This window comes from Brevundimonas sp. EU05-FHT14B07 (genome assembly GCF_058790795.1).
In genome coordinates, this window is sequence record NZ_JBYTCZ010000002.1 from 659531 (window position 1) to 684488 (window position 24958).

Below are 24958 nucleotides of genomic sequence, written 5' to 3' on the forward strand. Positions count from 1 at the left end.
GCGCTGCGCCTGAGGTTCCACCGTCAATCGATCGGCGTGGCGCCCAGCAGGGTCCGGCACGCCTCCGCCTCTGCCGCCAGGGCCTTGCGCTTGGCCTCTCCGAACTTCTCCAGCGTGCGATAGGGCATGGCCAGCCGCACATTGTCCCGCAGCCGGCCGCGATTGCGCTCCAGAAAGCCCCAGTACAGCCGATTGAACGGGCAGGCCGCGTCGCCGCTCTTGCTCTTCACGTCATAGCGACACGCCCCGCAATAGTCGCTCATCCGGTCGATATAGGCCCCCGACGCCGCATAGGGTTTGGACCCGACGATCCCGCCGTCCGCGAACAGGGCCATGCCCCGCGTATTGGGCATCTCCACCCACTCATAGGCGTCGGCGTAGACGCACATATACCAGTCGTCGACCGCGTCTGGATGCACCCCCAGCAACAGCGCCAGATTGCCGGTCACCATCAGCCGTTGGATATGGTGGGCATAGGCGTTGTCGCGCGTGGTCTTCACCACGTCGGCGACACAGGCCATGTCGGTCTCACCGGACCAGTAGAACCAAGGCAGCTTGCGGTCCGCATCCAGGAAGTTGCGCGCCCGATACTCCGGCGCCTTCAACCAGTAGATGCCGCGCACGAACTCGCGCCATCCCAGGATTTGCCGGATAAAACCTTCGACCGCATTCAGCGGCGCCCTGCCCGCCCGATAGACCGCCTCGGCGCGCTTGCAGACGTCCAGCGGGTCCAGCAGGCCCAGGTTTATCGAGGTCGAGATCAGCCCATGCCACATCCACGGCTGACCTTCCGCCATCGCATCCTGCCAGTCCCCGAACGACGGCAGGACGTCCTTCAAGAAGTGCTTCAGCGAGGCTTCCGCCTCCTCCGCCGTCGTGGGCCAGCCGAACCCGTCCAGCGATCCGAAATGGTCGCCGAACAGCCGCTCCACATCCGCCATCGCCTCGCGCGCCACGGCGTTGGGCGGGATGCGCAGGCGATCGGGCGGCGTCACGCCCTTGGCCAGCTTCTTGCGGTTCTCGGCGTCATAGTTCCAGCGCCCGCCCTCCGGCTGATCGCCGTCCATCAGGATGCCCGTCGCGCGGCGCATCTCGCGATAGAAGAACTCCATGCGCAGCTGCGACTTGCCCGAGGCCCACCGGCGAAAGCGGTCGTGGCTGCTGATCAAGCGGCGATCCTCGCGAACCTCGACCGGCAGCCCCGCCCCTTCCGCAAAGGCGGCCAGATGCTCGGCCAGCCGCCATTCGCCGCATTCGGTCATCACCACCGCCTCATGGGCGCCGTTGTCCAGCGCCCGGGCCAGTTCCCCGGTGATAGAACCGCTGTTGTCCGCATCGTCGATCCGCACATAGCGCACGTTGACGCCCCGCTCCTTCAGCCGCTCGGCGTGATTGCGCATGGCGGCGAAGACCAGGGCCAGCTTCTGCTTGTGATGCCGGACATAGGTCGCCTCGTCGCGAACCTCGGCCATCAGAACCGTGTCGACGTCCGGGTTCAGATCCTTCAGCGCCGACAGGTCGTCCGACAACTGATCGCCCAGCACCAGCCTAAGCACGGACATGCGTTATTTCCATCACCAGGCCCATTTGCGAGCGAGAGACTGAAGTCGAGGACGCAGGCGCAGAAACACCCGGTACGCTCTCTCCAACGCCGCAAGAACCCAGGGGATGCGTGCGGCCAGACCCAGCGGGCGCAACAGCGGAATCGCCCGCCACATCGCCGCAAAGGCCGCCGCGCCCGACAACAGCCTTCCGTTTTCCGTCGCGTGGAATCGCGCCAGCAGCGTCTCCCGATCCAGCGGGCAGCTTGCTTGACCGTCCGACACATCGACGAAGCGGATCGCACCGCGTCGATCCAGCCGCCGCATCAGGGCGATCTCGCGTCGGCACAGGGGACAGCCGCCATCGTACCAGACACGCAAGGGGGTCATGAGGGTCGAAGGCTCTCGGCGACGGCGAACGGGCTCGCCATCCTATACGGGCGTCCTCTACAGTCTGGATCGCAACCCGCCTCGACAGGTGTCCGATGACGATTGAACCCACCGGCCGACATCGCTTGCCCCCGCTCGCCCGCATACTGGGTTTCGCCGGCCTGCTGCCCCAGGCGGCGTCGGTTGTCGTCCTTCTTGCAGGCGATGCTGACCAGCAGACCGTCGCCCTCGGCCTGGCCTACGCCTACGCCGCCCTGATCTTCAGCTTCCTGGGCGGCGTCTGGTGGGGATTGGCGGCCGCGACGGGCCTGAAGGCGCCGAAATGGGTCTGGATCGCGTCTGTGGCGCCCTCGCTTCTCGCGCTGGCGACCAGCGTCGTTTGGGCGACGGGTTCCGACCCGGCCGTGTCGCTGGTCGTGCTAAGCGTCTTCATCGCCGCCAGCGTCCTGGTCGATCTGAAGCTGAAGGCGGCCGGTCTGACGCCCAAGGGCTGGCTGGCGCTGCGGGCGCCGCTGTCGATCGGTCTGGGCATGCTGACGCTCGTCGCCGGACTGATCTGAAAACATCTCAGGCAGCGGGCAAAAAATCGGGGCCTGCCGCAACCGACAGGCCCCTGATTTTATTCGTCTCGACTTGGAGCGGGCGAAGAGATTCGAACTCTCGACCCCAACCTTGGCAAGGTTGTGCTCTACCACTGAGCTACGCCCGCACTCCGTAGGAGCTAGGTGCGCTCCCCGTCGAGGAGGGGGCGTATAGCGGAGGGTTGATCGGTCCTGCAAGAGAGAATTTGCAAAAAGCGATCAAGTCCCGCTCACGCCCCCCGCGCCTCAGCGCGGCGCCAGGCGAATGGCGCCGTCCAGACGGATGCATTCGCCGTTGATGTAGACGTTTCGCGCCAGTTCCAGCACCAGCGACGCATAGTCGGCCGGCGTGCCCAGGCGGCTGGGGAAGGGGATGGCGGCGGCCAGGGCGTCCTGGATCTTCTGATCCATCCCGGCCATCATCGGCGTCCACATGATGCCGGGCAGGATGGTGTTGCAGCGCACCCCTTCCTGAGCCAGATCGCGCGCGATCGGCAGGGTCATCGCATAGACGCCGCCCTTGGACGCCGAATAGGCGGCTTGGCCGATCTGGCCGTCCTGAGCCGCGACGGAGGCGGTGTTGACGATCAGGCCGCGCTCGCCGTCCGCCATGGGCTCCAAGGTCACCATGCCCGCCGCCGACTGCGACAGGACCCGGAAGGTGCCGAACAGATTGACCCGTACGGTGCGCTCGAACTGGGCCATGTCGTGGGCCTTGATCTCGCCGGTGTCCTTCTTGCGCGAGACGGTCTTCTGGCCCGTGGCGATGCCGGCGCAGTTGACGGTCAGACGTTCCTGACCGTGGGCGGCGCGGGCCTTTTCGAAGGCGGCGGCGACCGAGGCGTCGTCGGTCACGTCCACCTGGCAGAAGACGCCCCCGATCTCAGCCGCGACAGCCTCGCCCTTGTCGGCGTTCAGATCGAACAGGGCGACCTTCGCCCCCGTCGCCGCGATGGCGCGCGCGGTGCCTTCGCCCAGGCCCGAGGCGCCGCCGGTGACCACTGCAGCGATGGTGTTGTCGAGTTTCATCCTGATCGTTCCTATATTGTCGTGAACCTGAGTTTCGTTTGAGGATTTAGCGGCCATGACCGCCAAAGCCAAACCCGCCGATCCGTCGGATGTCCTGGACCCGAAGAAGGCGCTCGTGCCGTCGGTGGTGAAGATCAACGAGGCCCGCGTGGCCAAGGGCTTCTGGCCCAAGATCCAGCGCACGGCCGCCCGCATTCCCTTTGCCGACCAGGCCCTGGCCGCCTGGTACGCCGCGCGCGATCCGCAGACGCCGATGGCGGCCAAGGGCATGATCTTCGCGGGCCTGGCCTATTTCGTCATGCCGGTGGACGCCATTCCCGACATCTTCGCGGGCATCGGCTATACCGACGACGCGGCCGTCATCACCGCCCTGCTGGCCCTGGTCGGCGCCAACATCAAACGCCGCCACCGCGATCAGGCCGAGGACGCGGTGCAGCGGCTGAAGGCGAAATAGCTCAGCTCTCGACCGTCACCACGATCTTGCCAAGCGCCTGACGGTCGCCCAGGGCCTTGATCGCCTCGCCGGCCTTCTCCAGCGGGAAGGTTTTTGACACGCGCGGCCTAATTTTACCGTCCGCGTACATCTGCATCAGTTCGGCCATGTTGGCGGCGTGAGCCTTAGGATCGCGCATCACCGCCGCGCCCCAGAAGACGCCGATCACCGACACCGACTTCAGCAGCGTCAGGTTCAGCGGCAGGGACGGAATGCCCGCCGGGAAGCCGACCACCAGATAACGCCCATTCCAGTCCATGGCCCGCAGCGCTGGGTCGGCGTAATCGCCGCCGACGGCATCATAGACGACGTCCGCGCCGTCGCGGCCGGTCGCGAGCTTGAACTCACCCGACAACGCCTTCTGCGCCGCCTTGTCCATCGGTCCCGACGGATAGATCAGGCCATTGTCGGCGCCCAGTTCAAGCGCGAACTCGACCTTGTCGTTGGTCGAGGCGGCGGCGACCACCTTGGCCCCCATAGCCTTGCCCAGTTCGACGGCGGCGGCGCCGACGCCCCCGGCCGCACCCAGCACCAAGAGGGTTTCGCCCGCCTTCAGCTGCGCCCGGTCCTTCAGCGCATAGTAGCTGGTGCCATAGGTCATGATCAGGGCCGCCGCTTCTTCGAAGCTCATGGCGTCGGGGATGGGGATGACCGTCTCGGCCCGCACCGCCAGCCGCTCGACCAGCCCGCCCCAGCCCGGCACGGCGATGACCCGGTCGCCCTTGCGCACGCCCTTGACGCCCTCGCCCACCGCCTCGACCACGCCGGCGACTTCGGCGCCCGGCGAGAAGGGCCGCTCGGGCCGGAACTGGTATTTGTCCTCGATGATCAGGGTGTCGGGATAGTTGATCCCCACCGCCTTGACCTCGATGATCACCTCGCCCGTCTTGGGCGTCGGGTCGAGCACGTCTTCCACGACCAGGGTTTCGGGGCCACCAGGCGTCTTGGACAGAACAGCGCGCATCTTTCCTCCTTGGCCGACATGGCGCGGCCTTCATCGCGACGCTAAAGAGCGCCACGCCCGTTTGAAAGAGGCGATAAGGACAAGGCTCAGGAAGACGACATGACCGCCCTCATCCTCCACGGCGGCGCCGGCGCCCGGCGCGAACGCAACTACGACGCCGAGGTCGTGCACATGCGCGAGGTGGTCGAGGCCATGAAGGTCCGGCTGGACGCGGGCGACAGCGCCTTGGATGTCGCCACCGCCGCCGTCGTCATGCTGGAGGATTCGGGTCTCTACGTCGCGGGCAAGGGCGCCTCGCCCAATCTGGCCGGCGCCTATGAGCTGGACGCCAGCATCATGGACGGATCGACCAAACGCGCTGGCGCCGTCGCCGCCCTGCAAGGGTTCCGCAATCCCGTCGTCGCCGCGCGCGCGGTGATGGAGAAGACGCCGCATATCATGCTGGCGGGCGAGGGCGCGGCCCTGTTCGCCCACGACCAGGGGCTGGAGCCCATCGCCGACGAGGCCGCCTGGTTCACCGGCGCGGGCAAGGGTGAGGACAACCATCCGCCCGGAACCCTCAGCCACGGCACCGTCGGCGCCTGCGTGCTGGACAGCCAGGGCCGTCTCGCCGCCGCCACCTCGACCGCCGGCGTCTTCGGCAAGATGCCGGGCCGCGTCGGCGACACTCCGATCCCCGCCGCCGGAACCTGGGCCGACGCCCACGCCGCGACCTCCTGCACCGGCCAGGGGGAATATTTCATCCGCGTCGCCGCCTCCGCCCAGGTCGCCTGGCGCGTCGCCGCCGGCCAGACCCTGGCCCAAGCGACCCAGGCCGTGATCGACGAAATCGGATCCATGGGCGGCGACGGCGGCATGATCGCCCTGGACGCCGCCGGAAACATCGCCGCCCCCTTCAACAGCCAGGGCATGAAGCACGCCTGGCTGACGCCCGCCGGCGAGATCGGCGTCCAGGTCTTCCGCGACTAGGTCTTTGCGGACATCACGTCGGAGATGGTGGTCAGCAGCAGCTTCAGGTCGATGGGCTTGCTGACCACCGCGTCCATGCCCGCCGCCAGATAGGCCTCGACCTGCTCCACCATCGCATTGGCCGTCAGGGCGATGATCGGCGTGCGGACCAGCCCCTGGTCGGCCTCGCCTTGCCGGATCGTCCGTGTCGCCGTCGGACCGTCCATGTTCGGCATCTGCACATCCATCAGGATCAGGTCCCAGTCGCGCGTTTGCGTCGCTTCGACCGCCTGAAGACCGTCATCGACGATCTCGACCTCGATCCCGACCTGGCCCAGAAGGCCCCGGATTACCTGCTGATTGACCGGATGGTCCTCGGCGACCAGCACCCGCAGCGCCCGCTCTGGCTCGGCGTCCGGCGCATCCTCGCCGGCCTTCACGGGCTGCGCCGGCGTCAGCGGCAGCGTGACGACGAAGATCGCCCCTTCGCCCGCCTCGCTCTCCACCTCGATCCGGCCGCCCATCAGCTCCACCAGGGTCGCCACGATCGACAGGCCCAACCCGGCCCCGTCACGCCGGTCGACGGCCGCCGCCTCGATCTGGGCGAAGCGCGTGAAGAGCTGCCTGATCTGGTCCGCTGGTATGCCCCGCCCGGTGTCCGACACCCTGAACACCACTCCGGCGTCCGTGCGCGCGACATCCAACGCCACCTGCCCCTGTGTCGTGAACTTAATGGCGTTGGACAGCAGGTTGAACAGGATTTGACGCAGCCGGACCGGATCGGCGCTGACCCATCGCAGGCCCGTCGACACGACGTGGAAGGCTAGGCCCTTGCTTTCGGCCAAGGGCCGCAGCGTCTCAGTGACCTCGTGCACCAGGGCGTCCGCATCGATGGGCTGCGGTACGATCTCCAGCCGCCCTTCCTCGATCCGCGACAGGTCCAGAATCTGGTTGATCAGGTCCAGCAGAGTGTGGGCCGACCGGTTCAGGATCTCCAGTCGCGCCTTCTGCCGACCCTCCAGCGCGTCGCCCGCCATGATCTGCGCCATGCCGATGACGCCGTTCAGAGGGGTGCGGATTTCATGGCTCATATTGGCCAGGAAGCGGGATTTGGCGGCATTGGCCTCGTCCGCCTCCTGACGCGCGCATCGGGCGGCGTCGCGGTCCAGCACGGCCGCCTCATGCGCCGCCTGCACGTCTATCAGCAACGCCTTGTTGCGCTGGTCCGCCGCGAACAGGTCGCACCACAGGGCGTGGGTCGCGCGCGAGATGATGAACAGGATCGTCGCCAGCATGACGAAGGCCGCCGCCACCGCCAGACCGTGCGGCCCCATCAGCGAGGGATAGATCACGACCAGCACCGTCGCGCAGATCGGCGCCGCCGCCAGCGCCAACAGCCGAGGCGCCGCGCTGAACTGAACGAAGGCCACACCGATCGACCAGACCTGGATCAGCACCACCACCAGCATCACATCGACGCGGGGATTCATCAGCCAGGCGATCAGCGGCCCGGACACCCCCAGGGCGAAGCGGATCGCCACGATGGCCATCAGCAGCGGCGGCCAGCCCGCGACGGGCGCCTCAGCCTTCTGGTAGCGCCTGACGCGCCCTTGCGCCCAGGCATCGAACGCCATGCCGACGAGGGCGAACCCCAGCCCCACCCACGGCTGGCCGAGGGCCGCCAGGATCAGCCCGGCGGCAGCCCAACTGCCGTAGAGAACGGCGGGCGGAGTAACCATATTTTGCAGGACGAAGGCCCAGACCGCGATCTTTTCGTCGGAGACAGAAGTCGCTTTCGCTCGTCTCGGCACGCGTCCTCGGCTTGGGTGGTCGCTGGGATGCGACCTCTTGGCGAATAGAGCGCCGTCGGGGGTTTGTCCATGAACGACCCGCGCCTTATCCGGTTCATTACAGCTCGGTAAGGTGCAAGATGCCCAATCGCTGATACGGTCTCGGCGCCCGGCGTTCCGGGCTTCGGAGCCTCTCATGAAATCCCGCCTGATCGCCACAGCTGCCGCCTCGGCCCTCCTTCTCGGCCTCGCCGCCCCCGCCTTCGCAGAGGGCGCCGCGCCCGCGGCAGCCGCCGTTCAATCGACAGGGCAGGCGCCGCAGGGCGTGACCGTGCCCCCGCTGGGCTTCACCAAACGCGTCCTCGCGAACGGGCTGGAAGTCTATTCGGCGCGTGACGCCGACACGTCGAACGTCACGGTCCAGGTCTGGTACAAGGTCGGCTCCAAGGACGACCCGGCCGGCCGCTCGGGCTTCGCCCACCTGTTCGAACACCTGATGTTCAAGTCGACCACCAACCTGCCGCCCGAGACCTTCGACCGGCTGACCGAGGACGTGGGCGGCTCCAACAACGCCTTCACCGCCGACGACACCACCGCCTATTTCGAGACTGTGCCCGCCAACCACCTTGAGCGGATGCTGTTCGCCGAGGCCGACCGCATGGGTTCGCTGGTCGTGGACGAGCCGACCTTCGTCGCCGAGCGCGACGTGGTGAAGGAGGAATACCGCCAGCGGATTCTGGCCAATCCCTATGGTCGTCTGTTCGGCCTGTTCGTGCCCGAGACCATCTATCAGGACAGCCCCTATCGCCGCCCGGGCATCGGCTCGATCGAGGAGCTTGAGGCCTCGTCTCTGGAGGACGTGCGCCGCTTCCACGCCACCTATTATCGCCCCGACGCGGCCTATCTGATCGTGGCCGGCAACTTCGACCAGGCTCAACTGGACCGCTGGGTGGATCAGTATTTCGGCCCGCTGAAGAATCCGACCACGCCGATCCCGACCAACAATGTCGTCGAGCCCGAGCCGACGGGTCCGCGCAACGTGACCTATTATGCGCCGAACGTGCCGCTGCCGGCCGCCGTCGTCGCCTGGCCGACGGTGAAATACGCTGACGCCGACCGCGCCGCCCTGACCGTTCTGGACGGCATCCTGTCCACCGGCGAATCCAGCCGCCTGTATCGCTCGCTTGTCTATGACAAGCAGATCGCGGCCCAGATCGGCTCGACCCCCGACTTCTCGCAGCAGGCCGGCAATCTGTCCGCCCTCGCCATCATGGCCCAGGGCCACACGGCCGAGGAGGGCGTCGCCGCCCTGAACCAAGAGATCGGCAAGCTGCGCGACACGCCCGTCAGCGCCGCCGAACTGGCCGAGGCCAAGAACGAGATCATCGCCAATACGCTGCGCAGCCGCGAGACGGTGGACGACCGCGCCACCGCCCTGGGCTTCTCGCTGATCAACACCGGCTCGGCCGCCGCCGCAGACGAGGAAGTGGCCCAGATCCAGGCCGTAACCACGGCCGACATCCAGCGCGTGGCTCGCAAATATCTGACGCCGCAACGCCAGTCGACGATCACCTTCCTGGCCGCCGACGCCGAACACCCCGCCTCGGTCCAGAAGATGAATGTGGACGCGCCGGTCAAGGTGGCCGACCTGGCCCCCTCCGGTCCGCCCGCCGTCCTGCTGCCCGAGGCCGAACGCAAACCCCTGCCTCAGCCGGGCGCCGAGGTCGCGCCCGTCACCCCCGCCGTCGCCGACTTCCGCCTCGACAACGGCCTGCGCGTCCTGGTCGCCCCGACCGACGGCGTGCCGCTGGTGTCGGCCCGCCTCAGCTTCAACGCCGGCTCGTCCGACGATCCGACGGGCAAGGCCGGCGTCGCCGCCATGACCGCCGCCCTGCTGACGCAAGGCACCAAGACGAAGACGGCCCCCGAGATCGCCACCCAGATCGAACAACTGGGCGCCAGCGTGGGCGCATCGGCCGGGGTCGATTTCTCGAACGTCTACGCCAACGCGCCGTCGAACGCCTTCCCGGCGACCGTCGCCCTGATGGCGGATCTGGTGAAGAACCCGACCTTTGCCGGCGAAGAGCTTGAACGTCAGCAGGCCCAGACCCTGGACGGCCTGCGCGTCGCCCTCAGCCAGCCGGCGTCCATCGCCGGCATGACGGTCGGCCGCGTCATCTACGGCGACGCCCCCTATGGCGCGACGATCACCCAGCAGACGGTTCCGGCCATCACGGCGGCCGACGTCGCCGCCTTCCACGCCGCCCGCTATCGGCCGTCGGACGCGACCCTGGTCTTCTCGGGCGACATCACGCCGGCCGCCGCCCGCGCCCTGGCGCAACAGGCGTTCGGCGACTGGCGCCCGGCCGGCGCGGCCCCCGCTGCTGCGACCAACCCGGCCGGTCAGCCCCTGGCTCCGCGCATCGTCGTGGTGAACCAGCCGGGCGCCGGTCAGGCCGCGGTCTTGGCCGCCGTTCGCGGCGTATCGCGCACCGATGCGGACTTCTTCCCGCTGACGGTCGGCAACACCCTGTTGGGCGGCGGCTTCTCGTCGCGCCTGAACCAGGAAATCCGCATCAAGCGCGGTCTGTCCTACGGCGCCTCGTCGTCACTGGGCGCACGGGCGGATGCGGGCCTGTTCACCGCCTCGACCCAGACCAAGAACGAGACCGCCGACGAGGTCGCCGATTTGATCCTGGCCGAGATCGCCAAGCTGGGAACCGAGACCCCGACCCAGGCCGATCTGGCCCCGCGCCGCGCCACCCTGATCGGCGGCTTCGGCCGCTCGCTGGAGACGGTGGACGGCCTAGGCGCCCTGGTCGCCAACTTGGCGCTCTATGATCTGCCGATGAGCGACCTGGCCGACTACGCCGGTCGGGTCCGTGCCGTCACGCCGGAACAGGTCGAGGCCGCCTTCGCCGAACACCTGCCGGTCAACCGCGCCAGCCTGGTCATCGTCGGTGACGGCTCGAAGTTCCTGGACGATCTGCGCGCCCAACACCCCAACCTCGAAGTCATCGAGGCGGGTGCCCTGAACCTGAACAGCGGTTTGCTGAAGTAGAACTGAAACCTCGACGGCCCGTCGCCTTTGCGTGGCGGGTCGTCACCTTTCTTAAGCTAGACCGACAGACACACCACTTGGGCCACGCGCAGATCGCGCCTCAGCCGATTGGACACCTGGCCGTAATCCTCGGTCGTAATGGCCTGACCGCGCGCGTCATCGGCCGGCGTCTGCTCGCCACGAATCGCCGGACCGAAGGTTTCGGGCGCCGTCGTATAGATCCGGCCCCGCCTCGGCGCCTCGGCGATGGTGACGCCCACGACGCGGCCCTGCGCATCCAGGGCCGGCGCGCCGGACAGGCCCGACAATGTGCCCTCAAGCCCATTGGTGCGCCCGACCTCGGCCCAGGACAGCACCGGCTCGTCGCGCGCCCCTCGCCCGAAGACCTTGAGGGTTTCGCGTCCCAGCAGGCGTGACGTCACCTCGCCAGGACGCCCCTGAGGAAAGCCCGGATGGAAGGCGCGCTGCCCCTTGCGCAGCGGCGCCTCGACCGCGACCGGCAAGGCCACCGGCCCGCCGTCGGTGATCAGCAAGGCGACGTCGGCGCGCGGCGCCAGACGGACATCGGCCGCGACCGCCCGCCCCTCGCCGACCACCAGCGCCGGCTTGCGGCACCCCTCGACGACATGGCGCGCCGTCACCCAGCGCCCCCGTCCTGCGATGGAGAAGGCCGTGCCCGACGACGGCTTGAACGGCGCCTCGCCCGCATCGACGGTTACGGCGGCGTCAAAGGGAGTGATGGGGCCTAACAGCGCGCCCTCGGCGACATCAGCGCCGGCCTCAGCGACCGGCGGCGCATCGGCGTTCTCGCGTCGCCCCAGAGACACCGCCAGAAACACGGCCGCCACCGCTCCATAGATGGCCCAGTCCGGCAGGCGGGGAAACTGCATCGCTCCGGCCGATCAGCCGGTCAGCGCGGCGGACAGGATGACGGCCGTCGCCAGCTTAGCGCCCAGCAGCACCACCGCCGCCGAAATCTCGCCGTGGCGGATCCGCTCTGGCAGGCCCGTCAGCAGCAGGTCCACGACCCGGAAGGCCAGAAGCTGCAGCACCACGGTCGCCACGCCCCAGATGGCGATGTCGCGCACCGAGGTCGACACCGACAGCGACACCGCCAGCGGCACCGCCAATCCCACCAGAATGCCGGCGAAGGCTATGGCGGCGGCGACATTGCCTTGACGGATCAGGGCGACCTCCTTCCACGGCGTCAGCAGCGCATAGACCGTCGCCCCCGCCGCGAGCAGCAGCAGGGTCACGATCAGGTGCATCACCATGACCGGGAAGCCCGAGGCGAAAGCCTGCACCTCGGCGCTGGAAAGGACATTCGACAAGGAGGGGTCCATGCCCAGACGCCTTGCCCGATTGTCGCCCCAATCCGCAAGCGCGCCGGGGACACACTGCGTGACATTATGTGTCCGAAGGTTGTGTCCTCTCCTCAAAAGAGGACATGAGCATCACGCCGCTGCCTGCTCCGCCTTCCTAAGCGCGCTGGCCCTGACCTTCTCGCTTTCGGACTTCAGCTGACCGCAGGCGGCCAGGATGTCGCGGCCGCGGGGGGTGCGGATGGGTGACGCGTATCCGGCCTTGTTCAGGATGGCGGCGAAGCGCTCGATCGTCTTCCAGTCCGAGCATTCGTATTCGACGCCGGGCCAGGGGTTGAACGGGATCAGATTGATCTTGGCCGGAATGCCCTCGATCAGCTTCAGCAGGGCGCGCGCGTCTTCGGGGCTGTCGTTGACGCCCTTCAGCATGACGTATTCGAACGTCACGCGTCGCGCGTTCGACAGGCCCGGATAGGCCCGGATCGCCGCCATCAACTGGTCCAGCGGATACTTCTTGTTCAGCGGCACCAGCACGTCGCGAAGCGCATCGTTGGTGGCGTGCAGGCTGATGGCCAGCATGGCCGCCGTTCGGTCGCCCAAGGCCTGAAGCTGCGGCACCACGCCCGAGGTCGAGACCGTGATCCGGCGGCGCGACAGGGCGATGCCCTCATTGTCCGAGATGATGTCGATGGCGTCGGCGACGTGGTCCAGATTGTAGAGCGGCTCGCCCATGCCCATGAAGACGATGTTGGACAGGCGCCGGTCTTCCTTGGGCGACGGCCATTCCTCCAGGTCGTCGCGCGCGACCTGGACCTGGGCCACGATCTCGGCGGCGGTCAAGTTGCGCACCAGCTTCTGCGTGCCGGTGTGGCAGAAGGTGCAGTTCAGGGTGCAGCCGACTTGGCTGGACACGCACAGGGCGCCGGCCCGGCCCACGTCGGGAATATAGACGGTCTCGATCTCGATGCCCGGCGCGGTGCGGATCAGCCATTTGCGCGTGCCGTCCTTGGACACCTGGCGTTCGACGACCTCGGGGCGCGCCAGGGTGAAATGCTCGGCCAGCTTGGCCTGCATGTCCTTGGCGACATTGCTCATGGCCGAAAACTCGGTCACGCCATAATGGTGGATCCAGCTCCACACCTGGCTGGCGCGCATCTTGGCCTTCTCGGGCGGACAGACGTTCGCGTTGATCAGGGCCTGGCGCAGGCCGGCGCGCGTCAGACCGCTGAGGTTGACGAGCGCCTTGACGGCGGGCGCGTTCGAGACGCGCGAAAGATCGAGCGTGATGCTCAAGGCGGCGATCCTGCGTGAGGTTTAGCCGGCCTATATAGCACGGATCCCGGCGATTGCATGGCCGGGACGGATTCGACGGCCCTAGAGGCCCACGTCCCAGACGCCGGCGTCGCGCATCCGGGTCTCGCGCGCCTCCTCGGCCCGGCCGCCCATGTCCTTGGCCATGCTGCGGATCGCGGTCGAGACGGTGGCCTTGTGCACGCCCGGCACGATCGCGTGGGCGAACGCGGCGCCCGCCAGACCCAAAAGCTTGAAGCCGAAACCCGCCGAAGCGACCATGTGCTGAAGATAGGTCTCGTCAACCTCGCGCGGGTGGTCGCGGAACAGGCGGTCGAACGGAGTCGAGCCCGAACGGCGGCGGTCGATCGTCGTCTGGCTCATGGCGGCGGCCTTCCCTGCTTCGTCGCCTTATGGTCACGCCGGACGGCCGACGACGCAACCCCCATCGCAATCTGTTCATTGGACGTGACCGACGCGCGACCCGCTCGCTTCAGACCCATCGTCAGAAGTGAAAACTCGGTCTAGGGTCGGCGTTCGTTCAAGGAAATGCCCATGCCGATCCGCCTATCGCCCGCCTCCTCCATGGCCGTCGCCCTGGCCCTGCTGGCCTCAGCGACGCCGGTGCTGGCGCAGTCGGGCGCGGCAGGCCTGCCCTATGACGCCCGGCGCGGCGTCTTCAGCTTCTCGTCGGGGCTCGAGGGCTCGCTTCCGGCCGTGGTTCAGGTCACGACCCTGGGCCAGTCGCGCGGTCCCAGTTCGGACGCGGCCGATCCCAAACCCTACGCCTCCGGATCCGGCGTCATCGTCGATGCGGCCGAGGGGCTGGTGATCACCAACAATCACGTGGTCGAGGGCGGGCGAAAGTTCACCGTCGATCTGACGGACGGTCGTCTGTTCGACGCTGTGCTCGTGGGGGCGGACAAGGCGACCGACATCGCCGTGCTTCGCATCACGCCCGACGGTCGGCCGCTGAACCTCAAACAGGTCCAGACGGTGGATTCCGACACCCTGCGCACCGGCGACCTGGCCTTCGCGGTCGGCTATCCGCTGGGCCTGGACCAGACCCTGACCATGGGCGTCATCTCGGGCCTGAACCGCTCAGGGCTAGGCGATGCGGTCGAGGACTATATCCAGACCGACGCGGCCGTTAACTCGGGCAACTCCGGCGGGCCGCTGCTGGACAGCCGGGGGCGGCTGATCGGCATCAATACCTCGATCCTGTCGGGGGGTCTCGGCGGCGGCAACGACGGCATCGCCTTCGCCGTGCCGACGCGGATCATGCTCTACGTCGCCGACCAGCTGAAGAAGAACGGCGAGGTTAAGCGCGGCGCGACCGGGGCCATCTTCGGCTCGCTGAACGCTGAGCGCGCGCGCGAACTACATCTGGGCATCGTGCGCGGGGCCGTCGTCGCCGATGTCGCGCCGGGATCGCCGGCCGAACGCGCGGGCCTGCGCCACAACGACGTCATTACCCGGATCCAGGGCCGCCCCGTCGCCAACGCCGGCTCGGTCAACGCCACCATCGGCATCGCCGCGCCGGGCTCAGACCTCAGCATATCCTATCTGCGCGGCGGCCGCGAGGCGACCACGTCGCTGGCGGTCGAGACGCCCGCTAATCAGCCCGTGATCGTCGGCGCCCAATCTGTGCTGGCCTATGGGGCGACGCTGCGAGACCAGGACGGCGGCGCCCAGGTCACGGCCGTCGCGGCCGGCTCGCCCGCCGCCCAGGCCGAACTGACGGCCGGCGATGTGATCACCGCCATCGCCGGCGCGCCCGTCGCCGACGCTCGCGCGGCCGCGACCGCGCTACAGGGCGCCTCGGGATCGGTCGAGGCGACCGTGCTCAGAAACGGAGAGACCCTAAACCTGACCCTGTCGCTCTAAGGCGGGGTCAGACGACGCCGACATGGCGCTGTCTGGCGGGTTCTAAACAGCGAAACGCCCGCCTTGCCAGGGAGGGGGAGGGGAAAGGCAGGGCGGGCGCTCGCTTGGAGGAAGCATCGGCCGCCGGAGCCCGTAAACTGGAAACATCCAGGGGGGGCTGGGGGGGCTGTTCAGGATCCGGGACGCTTCCGAACTCCGACGAGCCGATGGTCGATATTTCGTTGCGCATACGGGCGGGCGAAGGACCGAAACGGGGCCATTTCGTGTCTGCGTCGATTTCCTGACCGCCTCTGGCGTCGGGCATCCAGCGGCCTAAGTTAAACCTATGAGCCTGAACCCTCACGACACGACGCCGGCGCCCGGCCCCGTCTTCTTCGACCGTCGCGAACTGGACCCGATCCTCAGGGTCTATGGCCGCATGGTCGCGCTGGGCGAATGGCGCGACTACGCCATGGTCGGGCACAAGGACTTCGCCGAGTTCGCCGTCTTTCGCCGCAGCGGCGACGCCCCGCTCTACCGGATCGAAAAGCGACCTGCCCTTCAGACCCGCCAGGGCCAGTGGGCCGTCATCGGCGAAGGCGGCCAGATCCTGAAACGCGGCCGCGACCTGACCCAGGTGCTGCGCGTCTTCGACGGCCGCCGGTTTCAGGTGGTGGAGTAGCTCAGGTCGCCTCGCCCCGGCGGACGATGATGCCGATCGACGTGGTCGTGAAGCCCATCAACATCATCTTCAAATGCGGGTCATGGCGATACGGCGGCATGTCCAGGTATCGATCAACAGCCCCTTCGCCGGGATTCCAGTCCATCGCCGACATTTCGTGTCCTTTGGCCCGCAGACGATCCGCAAGCGCCTCAAAGTCGCGCTTTCGGAACAGAACCGTTCCCAAGTTGTCGACGGTCTCGTCGTCGGACGACACATTGTACTCAGTGGTGTGAACGGCCCAGCCGCCCGGCTTCAGACAGTCGATCGACCGCTCGATGAAGGCTAAACCCTTCTCGATCGACCCCAGGTGCTCCAGCGCACAGGCCGACCAGCAGAAATCATAGCCTGTAAGCTCTTCCGGAATGGCGTTCATGTCACAGAAGCGGAACTCCACATTGCGATCGAACAGGTCATCAGCACAAATAGCGCGATTGCGCAGCGCTTCCTTGCCGTCGGCATGTTGTTTGGTTGCGGCCCAGCCCGTTTCGGCCTTGCCGTCCGGCGCCAAATCAGTCGCCGTAACAAAGACGCCTTCCGAAGCGAACATCGCCGTAAGCGGCTCGCGTCCGACGCCGAATCCCACCCCACGGCGCCCACTGACGCACACGCCACGCTCCCAGAGCGCCTGCGAGATGAACACGAACTCCCAGAGCTTTCTGTGATACCGCAAGCCCTCGCCCAGGCGCGAGGTCCAGAATGAGAAATAGGGCTGCTGAAAGCTGTCCTGCCGACACAGAGCGCCACGATCGAACACTCTGTTTCCAGGGCTCGCATCGGTGAGCAGCGGCGGCTGTCCGCGCCAAACAACCTCTTCCGGCAGCATCAGCTGTGCAAGCCCCTGCTGGATTTCGCGGCGCTGCTCGCGCTGGCTGATCTCCATCCGGCGTACCGAACGTTCCACTGCAACCATCCGGGAAGGCAGCGTCCTGAGTCGAGCGATCATTCGTAGCCCGCGACCAAGCCTGCTCACAGTCATGGTGGATATCTCCTCATAGCGCGACGCCTTCAGGAGAGCGCTGACCGCATACCCTTGCCAAGCCTCGTTACCACCTGTGAGCGCAGACACAACAGGTGGCTAGACGAGCAGCACTTTGCTGGTCCCATCTAATTTATTCTACTGAATACAGAGAAAGGGCCCCGCGAGGGGCCCTTTCCGTATCCGTCTTTCGACAGACCTCAGTTCCGGTTGCCGCCCATGAAGGCCAGCAGGAATTGGAACAGGTTCACGAAGTTGATGAACAGGCTCAGAGCGCCGAAGCCGGTCGCCACGCCCATCGCGTTCTGGTCACCGCCCAAGGCGTAGTAGGTCATCTTCAGACGCTGGGTGTCGTAGGCGATCAGGCCCGAGAAGATCAGCACGCCGAGGCCCGAGATGATCAGATAGAAGGTCCCGGACTGCAGGAACATGTTCACGATCGAGGCGATGATCAGGCCGATCACACCCATGATCAGGAAGGTGCCCATGCCGGTCAGGTCCTTCTTGGTCGTATAGCCCACCAGGCTCAAACCGCCGAAGGCCGCCGCCGTCACCAGGAAGGTGGTGGCCAGCGAACCGCCCGTGTAGCGCAGGAACAGGATGCCCAGGCCCGCGCCGATCGTCGCGACCACGGCCCAGTAGAGCATGTTCACGCCCTTGGCCGTCGGGTTCTTCATGAAGAACATCGAGCCGAACAGCATCACCAGCGGCGAAAACTGGACGATCATGCCCAGGATCGTCAGGCCGATCCGGCCGTCCGCCGTCTGGACGAACAGCAGACGCTGGACTTCGTAAACATTGCCGGTGACATAGGCCAGGGCGCCGGCGACCACGAGGCCGAGCGCCAGCTTGTTGTAGACGCCCAGCATGAAGCTGCGCAGGCCGGCGTCGACCGACATGTCGGCCGTCTGCGGCAGAGGACGGGCGTAACCGTTGTTGAAATCGCTCATGGCGACGAACTTTCTCCGATTGTCCGGAGAGGCTTCTCCGGTCACAGGCTTTGAATATCGTGAGCCGAGGCCCGCGCTGCAAGGAAAACCGGACTTGGAGGCTTGTGTTCCGGCCGCTACTTTCGGTCGCATGCTTCGTCTGTTCACCGCCCTGACCCTGCCGCCCGACGTCGCAGAGACGCTGAAACGACGGCAATCGGGCCTGCCCGGCGCGAGGTGGCGGCCGCTGGACGCCCTGCACGTCACGCTCGCCTTCTATGGCGAGACCGACGAACGCCGCGCCGACGACCTGGCGTCGGAGCTGACGCGCGTGGCGGGCGGTCCGTTCGAAATCGCGCTGAAGGGCGTCGGCTGTTTTGGCGATGACCACCGCAGCCATACGCTGTGGGCGGGGGTCGAAACGCCTAATGAACGCCTGTCGGTTCTCGCCGGGCGCTGCAAGGCCGCTGGAGAACGCGCCGGGATCGGCATGGAGGCGCGCACCTACAAACCGCATGTGACCTTGGCCTATCTGAAGACCCAGACCAATCCCGACCGGCTCGGAGCCTGGGTGTCGGGGCATAATCTGCTGCATTCGCCGCCGATCCACATCGATCGCTTCGGCCTGTATTCCAGCGTCCTGACCGACAGCGGCAGCCATTACGAACTGGAGCGGGAGTATCTGCTGTGAGCACTGCCGCCTACGCCCTTCCGCCCCATGTGACCTTGGGGCCGACGCTGGAGACCGAGCGGCTGATCCTGCGTCCGCCGGCGGTTGAGGACTTTCCGCGCTGGGCTGAGTTCATGGCCGATCCCGAGACCGCCCGCTTCATCGGCGGGGTCCAGCCCGCACCCCAGGTCTGGCGCCTGATCTGCACCGTCGCGGGCATGTGGGCCCTGACGGGCGAAGGGATGTTCTCCATCCTGGAAAAGGAGACTGGCCAGTGGATCGGCCGTATCGGGCCGCTGCACCCCTATGGCTGGCCGGGCCGCGAGGTGGGCTGGAGCCTGCATCGCGACGCCACCGGCAAGGGCTATGCCGTCGAAGCGGCCGCAGCCACGATGGACTACGCCTTCGAGGTGCTGGGCTGGGACGACGTGATCCACTGCATCGCGCCCGAGAACCTGCCCTCGGCGGCGGTCGCGACACGGTTGGGTTCGCGCAATCGCGGGCCGGGCGCCCTGCCCGAACCCCTCCAGGACATTGCCATCGATCTGTGGGGCCAGACGCGCAACGAATGGATGGTGAATCGGGTGCGCCTAAAGCGCTGACCACAACCGAACGCGGCGGCGCGTCGTATCCCTTCCAAACCGAACGAGGATACGCCCATGTTCCGCGCCAGCCTGATCGCCGCCGCCGTCGCGCTCGCCGCCCTGCCGTCAATGGCGTTCGCCCAAGCGTCTAATGTCGATCTGAACCGCTTCGACGGCCGATGGTTCGAGATCGAGCGCAACCACAACAACGTCCAGAAGGACTGCAGCCGGGCGCAGATCGACTTCACGCCGCAGGGCGCCGCCGACCGCTACGCCATCACCGTCACCTGCGTCCGGCGCGCCGATGCCAAGGTCGAGACGCTGCGCGCCAACGCCCGCGTCACCGACACCACGACCAACGCCAAGTTCCGCTTCAGCCTGACCGGCCTGCTCAACTTCGGCGGCTTGGCCGGTCAGAACTACTGGGTCTACGACCACGCGCCGGACTACAGTTGGGCGATCATGGGCCTGCCGGACAAGTCGAACTGGTGGATCTGGCACCGCAATCAAAATGCGTCCCAGGCCGAGCGCGACCGCATCCTGACCCGCGTCCGCGCCCTGGGCTTCAGCACCGGCCGCCTGGTGCACACCGGCTTGTAAAGGCACCGCTTGCGATAGGAACGTAGGCGGAACATAAGCTGTCGGCATGTCCGCCGTCGCCCATCTCGAACTCGTCTTCAGCCGTCCCGAGACCACCCGTTCGGTCACGCGCGGCGCGGCGCGGCTGATGATGGACATGGGCTATGCGCCCCTCTTGGAAGTCTGCCTACCCAATGGCCGCCGCGCCGATGTCATGGCGATCGGGCGCAAGGGCGACATCGTCATCTGCGAGGTGAAGTCAGGCGTCGAGGACTATCGGGTCGACCGCAAATGGCACGAGTACGGACCGTTCTGCGACGCCTTCTTCTTCGCCGTTGCGCCCGAGTTTCCCCAGGAGATCCTGCCCGACGAACCGGGCCTGATCGTCGCAGACGGATTCGGCGGGGCGGTCGTGCGAGACGCGCCGGTGATCGGCTTGGCGCCCGCCCGCCGCAAGGCGCTGACGCTGGCCTTCGCCCGGTTGGGGGCGATGCGGACCTTGCGGGACTAGAGTCGGCGGAAGACGGCGGTTGCGAAACCCTCGGCGACCAGACGCGCCTCGACCTCGGCCAGGCTCTCGATCACCACGCCCTTGCCGCCTGTCGCATGAATGATGCGTTGGCCATCCAGCATCAGCGCCGAATGACCCGTCCAGTCGTGATCGTCGTTCGGCGCCAGCCAGACGACGATGTCGCCGCGCTGTAGGTCCGAAGAAGACGCCGCTCGACCCAACCGGGCCTGCGCGTCCGACCGGCGGGGACCGGGCAGGCCGCATGCCAGCAGGGCCTGCTGCACCAGGCCGGAACAGTCGGTGGAGATCGAGGACCGCGCGCCCAACTCATGCGGACGGCCGAGCAGCCGCTCGGCCACCGCGACCAGATCCGTCTCGAACGCGCCGACCGGCTTCAGATCAGCCTCGGCCACATCCGTCGCCTCGACCACCAGAGCGTTCAGCGGCAGGGCGGCATCCACGCCGGCGATCCAATGCGTCGCCAGCGGCGCGCCGGCCGACAGACTGTCCAGGACGACCCAGCCGACGACGCCGTCTCGACGCGCCCGGCCCCAGGCCCGCCCGTTCGACCGATCTAGCACGTCGAAGACCTCGCCATGCAGAAGCTGGTCGATCCGACCGTCAACGTCGGACAGGATGTCGGCCACGGCGACACGACAATGCATGGCCTCGGTCGCCCGATAGGCGTCTGCGCGCACCAGCCCTTCCAGCGCCTGTTCGGCGAGGTCAGGGCGAACGAGGCGGTCGCCGGGCGGAAGAAGGTCGAGGACGTCGGTCAACGTGAACTCGCATTGCTGAACCCACAGCCTTATCCCCCGATGGCTTAGGGGCCGTTAACGCGGGACGCTTTTGCGAAAGAAAATCAACAGAACCGCGTTCTGAGATATTGGAAGCAAGCTCTCAGCGCCTGGGCCTCGCCGCCTTCTGGGTAGCCGGGGCGGGCGCGGGGGTTCCAGGCGAAGATGTCCATGTGCCCCCAGGCGCCCGTGGTCGGAGCAAACTTCTGCAGAAACAGGGCGGCCGTCACCGAGCCGGCCTGGGCCCAGCCGGCCGGGTCGTTCCGGAGATCCGCGATCTCGGCGTCCAGCGCGCCGCGATAGCCGGGCCACAGCGGCATCCGCCACAGGGGATCGCGCACCTTACCTGCCGCCGCCATCAGCCCGGCCGCCAGGGCTTCGTCATCAGTATAAAGTGGCGGCAGCTCCGGCCCCAGCGCGATCCGCGCGGCCCCGGTCAGGGTGGCGAAGTCCAGCGTCAGGTCGGGTTGGTGCTCGCCCGCCCGGGTCAGGGCGTCGGCCAGGATCAGCCGGCCTTCGGCGTCGGTATTGCCGATCTCGATGGTCAGACCCTTGCGACTGTTCAGGATGTCGCCGGGCCGGAAGGCGTCGGCCGACACGGCGTTCTCGACCGCCGCGACGATGACCACCAACCGCACCGGCAGGTCGGCCTGCATCACCAGACGTCCCAAGGCCAGCGCATGGGCCGAGCCGCCCATATCCTTCTTCATGTTGCGCATGCCGGCGGCGGGCTTCAGGTCCAGACCGCCGGTGTCGAACACCACCCCCTTGCCGACCAGGGCGACCAGCGGCAGGTCGGTCCGGTCCAGCTTCCAGCCGATCTCGATCAGGCGGGGCGCCCGGTGTGAAGCGGCGGCGCGCCCCACGGCGTGGACGGCCGGATAGTTGTCTTCCAGCAGGGCGTCGCCGGTGATGACGGTGATCTCGGCGCCGGCGCTCTCTGCAATCTCGCGGGCGATGGTTTCGATCTGCAACGGCCCCATATCAGCGGCGGGCGTGTCAACCATTTCGCGGGCCAGGGCGCAGGCGGCGGCGATGCGCGAGATTTCGGCGACATCCACCCCGGCCGGCGCGACCAGCCGCACGGGCGTCCGGTCCGGCCGGGCCTTGTAGCGGTCGAAGACATAGGCCCCCAGCAGGAAGGCCAGGGTCGCCAGTTCGGCATCGGGCGCTGCGACCTCAAGCCGATACAGACCGCTCGGCAACCGCGCCGACAGTCCCCGCACGCTCATCGGATCGAAGGTCCCGCCCGCGCCCACGACCACCTGGCCGATCTCGCCGTCCGCGTCCGGCACGACCAACAGCTGGCCCGGCTTGCCGTCGAATCCATGTCGATCGCCCCAGCGTCGGGCCGCACCGTCCAGCACGCCGCCCGCCTGAATGAAGCGGATCGGGATGGCGCCGTCGCCGTCTTGGGCGGAAACCAGCAGGGGATGCGAGACGGACATGAGGCCCTCGAAACGAAGTTAACCATCGGTTGACGCGAACCGGCGATTCTAGGGGTTAGACCTCTAGGACCGTCTGGACCTGACCCATGTCGCGCATGCCCGCCCTTCTCGCAACCGTCGCCCTGATCGCCCTGTCCGGCGCGCCGGCGCTGGCGGCTGATCCGACGGCGGCGACCGCAGCCCAGGCTCGCGCGCCGTCGTCCGCTGCGGTGCGGGCCACCTATGACCGGATGGACGCCCTGTCGCGCTCGGTCTTCTGGGCCTCGGAGCAGCAGGCCGATCCGACCGACGCCGTGGCGGGCGTGAAACTGGCCCAGGCCCTGCGTGAGCTGGGCCGATACGATCAGGCGGCCGAGGCCGCCCAGGCGACCCTGACGATCCAGCCGAACAATCTGGACGCCCTGCTGGAGCTGGGCCGCGCCCACATCGCGCGCGGCCAGGCCTTTTATGGCGTGGCGCCGCTGGAGCAGGCGCGCGACCTGGCGCCACGCGATTGGCGCCCCTATTCCCTTCTGGGCGTGGCCTATGAGCAGGTGCGTCGCACCGACGACGCGCGCGCCGCCTGGAACCAGGCCCTGGCCCTGTCGCCCGACAACCCCGACGTCCTGACCAATGCGGCCACCGCCGCCCTGACGCATGGCGATGCGCCGGGCGCCGAGACCCTGCTGCGTCGCGCCGTGGCCCAGCCGACCGCATCGGCCAAGGTGCGCCAGAACCTGGCCATGGTGCTGGGCCTTCAAGGCAAGATGGGCGAGGCCGAACAGATCCTGCGCCGCGAACTGCCGCCCGAGCAGGCCGAGCAGAACCTGCAATGGCTGCGTTCGCGCAGCACAGGCGGCGCGGCGACGTCCGGCGGCGGCGCGGTAAGTCCGTCGCCCGCGACCGACACCGCCCGCACCTGGAATTCGCTGCAAGGCGGCTGATCCGCCCGTTGCGGTCTGACCGCCCGCATGTTGGATGAGGCCATGACCGCCCTCCCTGCGTCCCGCGCCTATCAGGCCTTCCTGTTCGACATGGACGGCACCCTGATCACCTCGACGCTGGCCGCCGAGCGCGTCTGGACCCGCTGGGCCGCGCGCCACGGGCTGGATGTTGCCGCCTTCATCCCCACCATCCACGGCGTCCGCGCCATCGACACCATTCGTCGTCAGAACCTGCCCGATATCGACCTGGACGCCGAGGTCGCCTGGGTCGAGCGCGGCGAGATCGAGGACGTGGACGGCGTCGCCCCCATCCCCGGCGCCGTCGACTTCGTCAAATGCCTGCCGCCCGACCGCTGGGCCGTGGTCACCTCCGCCTCAATCCCGCTGGCCCTCGCCCGTCTTAAGGCCGCAGGCGTCACGCCGCCCGCCGTCATGATCACCGCCGAGGACGTCGAACGCGGCAAGCCCGACCCGGCCGGCTATCTGAAGGCCGCCGCGACCCTGGGCTTCGACATCGCCGACTGCCTGGTGTTCGAGGACGCCGAGGCCGGCATCAAGGCGGGCGAAGCGGCCGGCGCCGACGTGCTGGTCGTCACCGCCGCCTGGACCCATCCGCTGGAGACGGATCATCCCACTCTGGCGGACTATGCGGACGCCACGTTGGAAGTCCGATCCGAGGGGCGTCTCGTCCTGACGCTGTAATCCTCCCCCATTACGCCGCGCTTCACGGGGGAGGATTGAGCGCCTATCTTCATCCCATGATCGACGACCTCTACAGCGCGCGCATCCTGTCGCTGGCGGCGAACCTGCCGCATGCAGGCCGTCTGCCCACGCCGCAGGGCACTGGCGAGCGGGTAGCCAAACTGTGCGGGTCGCGCGCAACGGTCGATGTGACGCTGGACGACCAAGGCCGCATCGCCGACTTCGCCCAGGACGTGAAGGCCTGCGCCCTCGGCCAGGCCGCCGCCGGGGTGCTGGGTCAATCGGCGATCGGGGCGTCGGTCGATGATCTCAGCGACGCCCGCGACGCCATGATCGCCATGCTGAAATCCGGCGGCGACGGCCCCGTCGGCCGGTTCGAGGATCTGCGCCTGCTCAAACAGGTCGCCGACTACCCCGCCCGGCACGCCTCGACCCTAGTCTCCATCGAAGCGACGCTGGAGGCGGTGTACAATGCCTCGGCCGCCCGAACTCGCCTCGCCGGCGCGGCCTGACGGGCACGATCGGTTGATCCCCCTGCGATGACAAGGGATAAGCCCGGCGAACCTCTCAAGCCCCCGGCCCCACCCAACTCCGGCAAAGGGACGTGATGTCTCTCTATGAACGCGGCGTGCGCGCGGCCCATCGGGGCTACAAGCTGACGCTGTCTCCCCTGATCGGCCAACAGTGCCGGTTCCTGCCGACCTGTTCGGATTACGGGCGCGACGCCCTGATCCAGCATGGCCCGGTAAAGGGGGGGTGGCTCACCGTGCGCCGCCTCTGTAAATGCCATCCTTTCGGGGGATCGGGATACGACCCGGTCCCGCCAGTTAAAGACTGACA

General features: G+C 67.6%; 27 protein-coding genes and 1 tRNA gene. 14 read left to right on the forward strand and 14 right to left on the reverse strand.

The window, feature by feature from the left end; genetic code table 11:
* Positions 1-23: 23 nt before the first annotated feature.
* Both AC3WRC_RS07365 and AC3WRC_RS07370 read right to left on the reverse strand, forming a co-directional pair.
* Positions 24-1562: a cryptochrome/photolyase family protein gene (locus AC3WRC_RS07365; protein ID WP_492303402.1), complete on the reverse strand. Its 1539-nt coding sequence runs from the start codon at positions 1560-1562 to the stop codon at positions 24-26.
* A gap of 12 nt (positions 1563-1574) precedes the next feature.
* The gene (locus AC3WRC_RS07370) at positions 1575-1931 is read right to left on the reverse strand and encodes a thiol-disulfide oxidoreductase DCC family protein (RefSeq protein WP_492303403.1); all 357 of its coding nucleotides are present in this window, start codon (positions 1929-1931) and stop codon (positions 1575-1577) included.
* A gap of 95 nt (positions 1932-2026) precedes the next feature.
* On the opposite strand from AC3WRC_RS07370, the gene AC3WRC_RS07375 reads away from it, so the two are divergent.
* Entirely contained in the window at positions 2027-2491 is a 465-nt protein-coding gene (locus AC3WRC_RS07375) for a DUF3429 domain-containing protein (protein ID WP_492303404.1), read from the forward strand.
* Positions 2492-2565: 74 nt separating this feature from the next.
* Here the strand turns inward: AC3WRC_RS07375 and AC3WRC_RS07380 are convergent.
* A tRNA-Gly gene (locus AC3WRC_RS07380) sits at positions 2566-2640 on the reverse strand.
* 118 nt (positions 2641-2758) lie between these two features.
* Entirely contained in the window at positions 2759-3541 is a 783-nt protein-coding gene (locus AC3WRC_RS07385) for an SDR family NAD(P)-dependent oxidoreductase (RefSeq protein ID WP_165114944.1), read from the reverse strand.
* A 55-nt stretch (positions 3542-3596) separates the two neighbouring features.
* On the opposite strand from AC3WRC_RS07385, the gene AC3WRC_RS07390 reads away from it, so the two are divergent.
* Entirely contained in the window at positions 3597-3995 is a 399-nt protein-coding gene (locus AC3WRC_RS07390; RefSeq protein ID WP_055754271.1) for a YkvA family protein, read from the forward strand.
* Between the two features lies 1 nt (position 3996).
* Here the strand turns inward: AC3WRC_RS07390 and AC3WRC_RS07395 are convergent, their stop codons facing one another.
* Entirely contained in the window at positions 3997-4998 is a 1002-nt protein-coding gene (locus AC3WRC_RS07395) for an NADPH:quinone oxidoreductase family protein (protein ID WP_492303405.1), read from the reverse strand.
* Between the two features lie 99 nt (positions 4999-5097).
* Here AC3WRC_RS07395 and AC3WRC_RS07400 point away from each other — a divergent pair, with 99 nt between their 5' ends.
* The gene (locus tag AC3WRC_RS07400; RefSeq protein ID WP_492303406.1) at positions 5098-5967 is read left to right on the forward strand and encodes an isoaspartyl peptidase/L-asparaginase family protein; all 870 of its coding nucleotides are present in this window, start codon (positions 5098-5100) and stop codon (positions 5965-5967) included.
* Here the strand turns inward: AC3WRC_RS07400 and AC3WRC_RS07405 are convergent.
* Positions 5964-7685 (reverse strand): ATP-binding protein, encoded by a 1722-nt coding sequence (locus tag AC3WRC_RS07405; protein ID WP_492303407.1) that lies wholly within the window; start codon positions 7683-7685, stop codon positions 5964-5966. The two genes, AC3WRC_RS07400 and AC3WRC_RS07405, sit on opposite strands and share 4 nt — an antisense overlap.
* Positions 7686-7932: 247 nt before the next feature.
* Here AC3WRC_RS07405 and AC3WRC_RS07410 point away from each other — a divergent pair, with 247 nt between their 5' ends.
* Complete coding sequence (locus AC3WRC_RS07410; RefSeq protein ID WP_492303408.1) at positions 7933-10797, forward strand: M16 family metallopeptidase; 2865 nt, start codon at positions 7933-7935, stop codon at positions 10795-10797.
* A gap of 56 nt (positions 10798-10853) precedes the next feature.
* Here the strand turns inward: AC3WRC_RS07410 and AC3WRC_RS07415 are convergent, their stop codons facing one another.
* The 4 genes from AC3WRC_RS07415 to AC3WRC_RS07430 form a co-directional block, all read right to left on the reverse strand.
* Entirely contained in the window at positions 10854-11687 is an 834-nt protein-coding gene (locus AC3WRC_RS07415; RefSeq protein WP_492303409.1) for a S1 family peptidase, read from the reverse strand.
* A gap of 12 nt (positions 11688-11699) precedes the next feature.
* The gene (locus AC3WRC_RS07420) at positions 11700-12140 is read right to left on the reverse strand and encodes a DUF350 domain-containing protein (RefSeq protein ID WP_017506264.1); all 441 of its coding nucleotides are present in this window, start codon (positions 12138-12140) and stop codon (positions 11700-11702) included.
* A gap of 111 nt (positions 12141-12251) precedes the next feature.
* Positions 12252-13412, reverse strand: coding sequence for a dual-specificity RNA methyltransferase RlmN (gene rlmN / locus AC3WRC_RS07425; protein WP_492303410.1), 1161 nt, complete (start codon positions 13410-13412; stop codon positions 12252-12254).
* Positions 13413-13493: 81 nt separating this feature from the next.
* The gene (locus tag AC3WRC_RS07430; protein WP_052247537.1) at positions 13494-13793 is read right to left on the reverse strand and encodes a DUF6356 family protein; all 300 of its coding nucleotides are present in this window, start codon (positions 13791-13793) and stop codon (positions 13494-13496) included.
* A gap of 171 nt (positions 13794-13964) precedes the next feature.
* Here AC3WRC_RS07430 and AC3WRC_RS07435 point away from each other — a divergent pair, with 171 nt between their 5' ends.
* Together AC3WRC_RS07435 and AC3WRC_RS07440 are read left to right on the forward strand one after the other, a co-directional pair.
* Positions 13965-15296, forward strand: a complete 1332-nt coding sequence (locus AC3WRC_RS07435; RefSeq protein WP_492303411.1) for a trypsin-like peptidase domain-containing protein — start codon at positions 13965-13967, stop codon at positions 15294-15296.
* Positions 15297-15621: 325 nt separating this feature from the next.
* Positions 15622-15957 carry a DUF2794 domain-containing protein gene (locus tag AC3WRC_RS07440; protein WP_055754262.1) on the forward strand — a complete coding sequence of 112 codons (336 nt, stop codon included), beginning with the start codon at positions 15622-15624 and terminating at the stop codon, positions 15955-15957.
* A gap of 1 nt (position 15958) precedes the next feature.
* On the opposite strand, the gene AC3WRC_RS07445 is transcribed toward AC3WRC_RS07440, so the two are convergent.
* Both AC3WRC_RS07445 and AC3WRC_RS07450 read right to left on the reverse strand, forming a co-directional pair.
* Positions 15959-16879 (reverse strand): SAM-dependent methyltransferase, encoded by a 921-nt coding sequence (locus AC3WRC_RS07445; protein ID WP_055754261.1) that lies wholly within the window; start codon positions 16877-16879, stop codon positions 15959-15961.
* A 296-nt stretch (positions 16880-17175) separates the two neighbouring features.
* Complete coding sequence (locus AC3WRC_RS07450) at positions 17176-17925, reverse strand: Bax inhibitor-1/YccA family protein (protein WP_492303412.1); 750 nt, start codon at positions 17923-17925, stop codon at positions 17176-17178.
* Between the two features lie 130 nt (positions 17926-18055).
* Here AC3WRC_RS07450 and thpR point away from each other — a divergent pair, with 130 nt between their 5' ends.
* From thpR to mmcB, 4 genes are read left to right on the forward strand one after another with little or no spacing between them, the layout of a single operon-like run.
* On the forward strand, positions 18056-18595 hold the full coding sequence (gene thpR, locus AC3WRC_RS07455; protein WP_492303413.1) for an RNA 2',3'-cyclic phosphodiesterase: 540 nt from the start codon (positions 18056-18058) through the stop codon (positions 18593-18595).
* Positions 18592-19176 carry a GNAT family N-acetyltransferase gene (locus AC3WRC_RS07460; RefSeq protein ID WP_492303414.1) on the forward strand — a complete coding sequence of 195 codons (585 nt, stop codon included), beginning with the start codon at positions 18592-18594 and terminating at the stop codon, positions 19174-19176. The genes thpR and AC3WRC_RS07460 overlap by 4 nt, the downstream gene beginning before the upstream one ends.
* Before the next feature lie 57 nt (positions 19177-19233).
* Positions 19234-19758, forward strand: a complete 525-nt coding sequence (locus AC3WRC_RS07465) for a lipocalin family protein (RefSeq protein ID WP_492303415.1) — start codon at positions 19234-19236, stop codon at positions 19756-19758.
* Positions 19759-19804: 46 nt separating this feature from the next.
* Entirely contained in the window at positions 19805-20248 is a 444-nt protein-coding gene (gene mmcB / locus AC3WRC_RS07470) for a DNA repair putative endonuclease MmcB (protein ID WP_492303416.1), read from the forward strand.
* On the opposite strand, the gene AC3WRC_RS07475 is transcribed toward mmcB, so the two are convergent.
* A complete protein-coding gene (locus AC3WRC_RS07475; RefSeq protein WP_492303417.1) occupies positions 20245-21027 on the reverse strand; it encodes a C40 family peptidase in 783 nt (260 codons plus the stop codon). The two genes, mmcB and AC3WRC_RS07475, sit on opposite strands and share 4 nt — an antisense overlap.
* A gap of 83 nt (positions 21028-21110) precedes the next feature.
* On the reverse strand, positions 21111-22493 hold the full coding sequence (locus AC3WRC_RS07480; RefSeq protein ID WP_492303418.1) for a leucyl aminopeptidase family protein: 1383 nt from the start codon (positions 22491-22493) through the stop codon (positions 21111-21113).
* Between the two features lie 86 nt (positions 22494-22579).
* Here AC3WRC_RS07480 and AC3WRC_RS07485 point away from each other — a divergent pair, with 86 nt between their 5' ends.
* The 4 genes from AC3WRC_RS07485 (at position 22580) to yidD (ending at position 24956) form a co-directional block, all read left to right on the forward strand.
* Complete coding sequence (locus AC3WRC_RS07485) at positions 22580-23416, forward strand: tetratricopeptide repeat protein (RefSeq protein ID WP_492303419.1); 837 nt, start codon at positions 22580-22582, stop codon at positions 23414-23416.
* A 42-nt stretch (positions 23417-23458) separates the two neighbouring features.
* The gene (locus AC3WRC_RS07490) at positions 23459-24118 is read left to right on the forward strand and encodes an HAD-IA family hydrolase (RefSeq protein WP_492303420.1); all 660 of its coding nucleotides are present in this window, start codon (positions 23459-23461) and stop codon (positions 24116-24118) included.
* Between the two features lie 56 nt (positions 24119-24174).
* Positions 24175-24630: an iron-sulfur cluster assembly scaffold protein gene (locus tag AC3WRC_RS07495; protein ID WP_492303478.1), complete on the forward strand. Its 456-nt coding sequence runs from the start codon at positions 24175-24177 to the stop codon at positions 24628-24630.
* A 95-nt stretch (positions 24631-24725) separates the two neighbouring features.
* Positions 24726-24956: a membrane protein insertion efficiency factor YidD gene (yidD, locus tag AC3WRC_RS07500; RefSeq protein ID WP_039243812.1), complete on the forward strand. Its 231-nt coding sequence runs from the start codon at positions 24726-24728 to the stop codon at positions 24954-24956.
* Positions 24957-24958 lie beyond the last annotated feature (2 nt).